At 33.2% G+C, this 6056-nt stretch carries 8 protein-coding genes; 6 read left to right on the top strand and 2 right to left on the bottom strand.

Translation table 11 applies throughout. The features are described 5' to 3' along the window. Positions 1-274 (bottom strand): RsmD family RNA methyltransferase (locus tag AC30RD_RS05355; protein WP_489493288.1); only part of this gene is annotated, 274 nt, incomplete at its 3' end. A gap of 105 nt (positions 275-379) precedes the next feature. On the opposite strand from AC30RD_RS05355, the gene AC30RD_RS05350 reads away from it, so the two are divergent. Further along, positions 380-1591, top strand: a complete 1212-nt coding sequence (locus tag AC30RD_RS05350; protein WP_489493286.1) for an argininosuccinate synthase — start codon at positions 380-382, stop codon at positions 1589-1591. A gap of 263 nt (positions 1592-1854) precedes the next feature. Here the strand turns inward: AC30RD_RS05350 and AC30RD_RS05345 are convergent, their stop codons facing one another. Next, entirely contained in the window at positions 1855-2463 is a 609-nt protein-coding gene (locus AC30RD_RS05345; RefSeq protein WP_489493285.1) for a DUF502 domain-containing protein, read from the bottom strand. Between the two features lie 58 nt (positions 2464-2521). Between AC30RD_RS05345 and AC30RD_RS05340 the strand changes: the two genes are divergently transcribed. The 5 genes from AC30RD_RS05340 to era all read left to right on the top strand — a co-directional run. Continuing rightward, positions 2522-3253 (top strand): ferredoxin-thioredoxin reductase catalytic domain-containing protein, encoded by a 732-nt coding sequence (locus tag AC30RD_RS05340; RefSeq protein WP_489493284.1) that lies wholly within the window; start codon positions 2522-2524, stop codon positions 3251-3253. Between the two features lie 12 nt (positions 3254-3265). Beyond that, the gene (gene rplI, locus AC30RD_RS05335) at positions 3266-3712 is read left to right on the top strand and encodes a 50S ribosomal protein L9 (RefSeq protein ID WP_489493283.1); all 447 of its coding nucleotides are present in this window, start codon (positions 3266-3268) and stop codon (positions 3710-3712) included. Then, positions 3712-4251: an ATP-dependent protease subunit HslV gene (hslV, locus tag AC30RD_RS05330; protein ID WP_489493282.1), complete on the top strand. Its 540-nt coding sequence runs from the start codon at positions 3712-3714 to the stop codon at positions 4249-4251. Before rplI ends, hslV begins: the two co-directional genes overlap by 1 nt. Then, positions 4248-5579, top strand: coding sequence for an ATP-dependent protease ATPase subunit HslU (gene hslU / locus AC30RD_RS05325; RefSeq protein ID WP_489493280.1), 1332 nt, complete (start codon positions 4248-4250; stop codon positions 5577-5579). Before hslV ends, hslU begins: the two co-directional genes overlap by 4 nt. 25 nt (positions 5580-5604) lie before the next feature. Beyond that, positions 5605-6056: GTPase Era (gene era / locus AC30RD_RS05320; protein ID WP_489493279.1), on the top strand; the 452-nt coding region annotated here is incomplete at its 3' end.

Below are 6056 nucleotides of genomic sequence, written 5' to 3'. Positions count from 1 at the left end.
ATTTTGCGTTTTTTAAAAGAGTATTAAAGGAGTTTTTATTTATCTCGATAAAATAGACATGTTTGGCACCTCTACTTAAAGCCTCAAGACCTACACTCCCGCTTCCGGCAAAAACTTCTACAAAGTTTTCATCTATAATATCGTATTGAAGAGTATTAAATAAAGACTCTCTAACGATATTTTTAGAGCTTCTAGTCACCTCTAAAGAAGGAAGTTTTATCTTTTTTCCCTTATACTTTCCTCCAATTATTTTTGTTTCTAAACTCTGTTTCAACTCCCCTCCTTAAATTAACGCAAATTTATATATCGGTTATATTTTATCATAAACTATTTTTAGATAAAATCGCAAAATAAAAAATAAAATCTTTAAAGGGAAAATATGAAAAAGGTAAAAAAAGTTGTTTTAGCATACAGCGGAGGTCTTGATACATCTATAATTTTAAAATGGCTACAAGATACATACAATTGCGAAGTAGTCACCTTTACCGCAGATATCGGACAGGGCGAAGAGGTAGAACCAGCAAGAGAAAAGGCTTTAAAACTTGGGATAAAACCGCAAAATATATTTATTGAAGATCTAAAAGAAGAGTTTGTGAAAGATTTCGTATTTCCAATGTTTAGAGCAAATGCCATATACGAAGGAGAATATCTTCTTGGCACAAGCATAGCAAGACCATTAATCGCAAAAAGACAGATTGAGATAGCAAAAGAGGTAGGTGCCGATGCGGTTGCTCACGGAGCTACCGGAAAAGGAAACGATCAAGTAAGATTTGAGATAGCATATCTTTCTCTAAACCCAGATATTAAAATAATCGCTCCATGGAGAGAGTGGGATTTAAATTCTAGAGAAAAACTTTTAGCTTTTGCAAAAGCTCATAACATCCCTATCGAAAAACATGGTAAAAAATCACCCTACTCTATGGATGCAAATTTATTGCACATCTCTTATGAAGGAGGATTATTAGAAGATCCTTGGAATGAGCCAGAAGAGGATATGTGGAGATGGACAAATCCTATCGAAAAGACCCCAAACGAACCAGAATATATTACGATCGATTTTGAAAAAGGAGATGCCGTTGCAATAAACGGTGAAAATTTAACTCCAGCAAATCTTTTGGCAAAACTTAACGAATATGGAAATAGACACGGAATCGGAAGAGTAGATATAGTGGAAAATAGATTTGTAGGTATGAAAAGCAGAGGGTGTTATGAAACTCCTGGTGGAACGATACTTTTAAAAGCCCACAGAGCAATCGAATCTATAACATTAGATAGAGAAGAGGCTCACGAAAAAGATAAAATTATGCCAAAATATGCAGAACTTATCTATAACGGATTTTGGTTTAGCCCAGAAAGAGAGATGTTGCAAGCGGCAATCGATAAAACTCAACAAAATGTTAACGGAACCGTTAGATTAAAGCTTTTTAAAGGCAACGTTTTTGTTGTTGGTAGAAAATCTCCAAACTCTCTTTTCGCACCGGAGTTTAGCACATTTGAAGAGGACCAAGTATATAATCAAAAAGATGCCGAAGGTTTTATAAAATTAAACGCTTTAAGATTTATCATAGAAGGTCATGTTAGAAAAAAATAGTCCTTTGTTATTAGTATTTGGTATATTGGTTTATTTCACCAATATACCAAATAGAACAAATTGAGTGTTCTGAAAAATTACTAAATTTCGCTCAAGTCAGATGCGATTTTTGCTAACGCAACGTTTGAAAATTTTATTAAAAAGTGCAAACGCAATAGCGCCCCTTCGGGGCCCGGTGCACTTTTTTCGCCTGATGGCGAACATAAAATTTTCAATCTAAAATCGCAAAGCTTTCGCTCAATTTGTAATTTTTCAAAGAGTTATTAGCTTAATTTTTTAATAATTTTTCCTTTAAAATCATCTTCTGCTACAGCCCCTATTGAAATAATCATCTTCATCGCTTCATCAATCCCAACATCTAAAAACTTTACATCATCTTTTTTTACCATTACCGTAAAACCAGAAGTTGGATTTGGGCAAGTTGGGACAAAAACGATAAGGAGATTATTTTCTAATCTATTTGTTACAAAACCTATAGATTTTAATTTTTCGTTTGGGAAAGGAACCAGCACAACTTCCCTAAAAACTTCAGACTCTTTTGTAGCAAACACCATTTTTAAAAAATCTCTAACAAAATTGTAAATAGTCTTTAAAAGAGGTATATTTTGCATCAATCTATCTATAAAAGAGATAAAAATAGATCTTCCATATTTTTCGATAGAGTATCCCACAACTATCAAAAAAAATAAAATTAGAAGAAAAATAGAGATTATTAAAATATAATTTCCCTCAGAGACGGCAAAAGCTTTATGAAAATAACCTATCAAAACTTTTTGAAGCCAAAAAAATATCTGGATAACTATAATAAAAGGCAAAATCGATAAAGTCCCTAGCCATAAATATCTAAAAAACTTTTTTAATACCCTTTTCATATAAAACCTTTATATAATGTTGGTTATGCTATTATTTTATCAAACTTTAGGAGCAATAATGAGCGAAAATATAAAAAAAATAGATCCAGAATCAAAAGAGTTTCAAGAAGAGTTGAAAAAAACGATAAAATTTACAGACAAAGTAATAGAACAATTTGGCTGGAGTTATAATCCAGACCCCGAAATAAATCAATCTATACAATTTGGATTAACAAGAAATAAATTAATTTATGGAAAAAGATATTGTCCATGCTTTTTTGTTACAGGTAATAAAGAAGAAGATAGACTTTGTCCTTGCAAACCGGCGATCGAAAAAGAGATACCTCAAGATGGAGTATGTCATTGCGGTATTTTTTGCACTCCTGAATACGCAAAAAAATATAGAAAGGAAGAAGAGATTGAAGAGGCGGTTCATACTCACTCAAGAGGATTAACCAAAGATGAATGCGAAATACTTTTGCAAAAAGATCAGCTTGATGGTGATGAGCTTGAGGCTTTAATTGAAGCAAGGGAACTTGGAATGGTGGATTTTAATTTAGTTGATGTTAGAGAATGGATGGAATATAGAGCGGCAAGAATAAAAGGCACCGACTACCTTGTTCCTACTACCACCTTTTACCAATCATTAGAACAGCTTCAAGATCAAAAAGATAAACCAATGATTCTTTATTGTCACGTGGGAAGCAGAAGCGCATACTGTCAAAGAGTTTTAAAAGATTTGGGATTTAAGCATGTAGGTAATTTAACATATGGGATTGTTAGTTATCCCGGAGAAATAGAAAGAGGTTAAAAAGGAGAGAAAATGAAAGTTTTATTGATAAAAGATGTCAAAGGATTAGGAAAAGCGGGAGACATAAAAGAGGTAAAAGATGGATATGGGAAAAATTTTTTAATTGCAAGAGGTTTTGCCAAATTAGCGACAGATTCGGTTATAAAGCAGTGGGAGGCTCAGCAGAGAAAAAAAGCCCAAGAAAAGGCGGCTGAGATCGATCGATTAAAAAAATTAAAAGAAAAAATCGAAAAAATAAAACTTACCATCAAACACAAAGTAGGCGCAAACGGAGCCCTTTTTGGAGCTATCACAAATAAAGAGATAAGTGAATATTTAAAAAAAGATTTTGATATAGATATCGATAAAAAGCATATCGAAATACATCCGCCCATTAAACAAACGGGAGAGTATGAGGTGGATATTAAGCTTGGTCACGGAATTCATGCCAAATTAGATCTAATAGTAGAGGGAGAGTAATGTTTGAGGCTACAACAATTTTGGGATATAAAACTAATAATTTAGCTGTAATTGGAGGAGACGGTCAAGTAACTTTTGGAAATACGGTATTAAAAAACAACGCCACTAAAATTAGAACTTTATATAACGATAAAGTTCTAGCCGGTTTTGCCGGAAGCACTGCAGACGCTTTTAATCTTTTTGATATGTTTGAAGGGATTTTGGAAAATAAAAAAGGTGATCTTTTAAAAAGCGTTATTGAATTTTCCAAAGAGTGGAGAAAAGATAGATATCTTAGAAGACTGGAAGCAATGATGATAGTATTAAATACTAAACATATATTTATATTAAGCGGAACCGGAGACGTGGTAGAGCCAGAAGACGGAAAAATTGCTGCAATTGGCAGCGGTGGAAACTATGCTTTGAGTGCCGCTAGAGCATTAGATAAACACTCAGATCTCGATCCTAAAACTTTAGTAGAAGAGAGCTTGAAAATTGCTGGAGATTTGTGTATATATACAAACAAAAATATAAAACTTTTAACTTTGGAGGATGAATGAATCTAACACCAAAACAGATCGTAAAATATCTTGACGAGTATGTTATAGGTCAAAAAGAGGCTAAAAAAACAATCGCTATAGCCTTAAGAAACAGATATCGAAGAATGAAGCTTCCAAAAGAGATACAAGATGAGATAATGCCAAAAAATATATTGATGATAGGCTCTACGGGTGTTGGTAAAACCGAAATCGCAAGAAGACTTGCGAAATCTTTTGATCTACCTTTTGTAAAAGTGGAAGCGAGTAAATATACAGAAGTTGGATTTGTGGGAAGAGACGTTGAATCTATGGTTAGAGATCTTGTAGCGGCTTCATTGATATTGGTCAAAGAAAAACATAAAGAAAAAAATAAAGAGTTAATAGAAGAGTATGTAAATAAAAAAATCTTAGAAAAGCTTCTCCCTCCCCTTCCAAAAATGGCCAGCGAGACAAAAAAGAGCGAATATGAAAAAAGTTATGAAAAAATGAGAGAAAAACTTTTAAAAGGTGAGCTAGATAATCTAAAAATAGAGATTGAGATACCAAAAACAGCTTTCAATCTTGAAGATACAAATCTTCCGCCTGAAATCGCCAAAGCTCAAGAGTCTATTGCGAAAATCTTTACTATTGGCTTAACAAAAGAGGAGATTAAAAAAGAGGTTACCGTCAAAGAGGCAAAAGAGATATTAAAAACAGAAGCCAGCGAAAAACTTTTGGATATGGAACAAATAAAACTTGAAGCCTTACAAAAAGCGGAAAATGAAGGAATTATATTTATAGATGAGATTGATAAAATCGCCGTTAGCTCCAGCTCTCAAGGTAGGCAAGATCCTAGCAAAGAGGGAGTTCAAAGAGATCTTTTACCTATAGTTGAGGGAAGTAGCGTATCTACCAAATGGGGAACCATTAAAACAGATCATATCCTATTTATAGCCGCGGGAGCTTTTCATCTTAGTAAACCTAGCGATTTAATACCAGAGCTTCAGGGAAGATTTCCTTTAAGAGTAGAGCTTGACTCGTTAGACGAAGATGCTTTATATAAGATATTGACTTTAACAAAAAACTCCCTTATAAAACAGTATCAAGCGCTTTTAAGCGTAGAAGGAGTAGAGCTTGTTTTTGAAGATAGTGCGTTAAGGGCTATAGCAAAAATAGCTCATTTGGCAAATCAAAAGATGGAGGATATTGGAGCAAGAAGATTGCATACAGTTATCGAGAATCTTTTAGAGGATATAAGTTTTGAAGCAGACGAACATAAAGGCGAAATTATAACAATAACCGAAGATTATGTACATCAAAAACTTGACAATATTATAAAAGATGAAGATACTGCTAGATATATTCTATAAATTTAAATGCGTCAAAAGGTAAAAAATGGAAACAAAAGCCGGTTTTGTAGCGCTAATAGGTAGACCAAACGCTGGAAAAAGCTCGCTTTTAAACTGGCTTTTGGGCGAAAAAATAGCGATGGTAAGCCATAAGGCCCAAGCTACGAGAAAAAGATTAAAAGCAATCGTTATGCATAAAAACGCTCAAATTATTTTTGTTGATACCCCAGGTATTCACGAAAAAGAGAGGCTTTTAAATAAATTTATGTTAGAAGAGGCCCTAAAGGCTATCGGTGATTGCGATTTGATCTTGTTTTTATCTCCTGTGACCGATTCGTTAAAATATTATGAAAAATTTTTAGAACTTAATAAAAAAAATACTCCTCATATTGTTGTTTTAATAAAAATAGATCAAGTGGATAACGAAAAAATATTAAAAAAAATTGCCGAATTTAAAAAATATCAAGATAGATTTTTAGAACTTATTCCGGTATCCAT

The organism is Nitrosophilus sp. (genome assembly GCF_982775275.1).
This window is presented reverse-complemented; position numbering and strand designations above follow the sequence as displayed.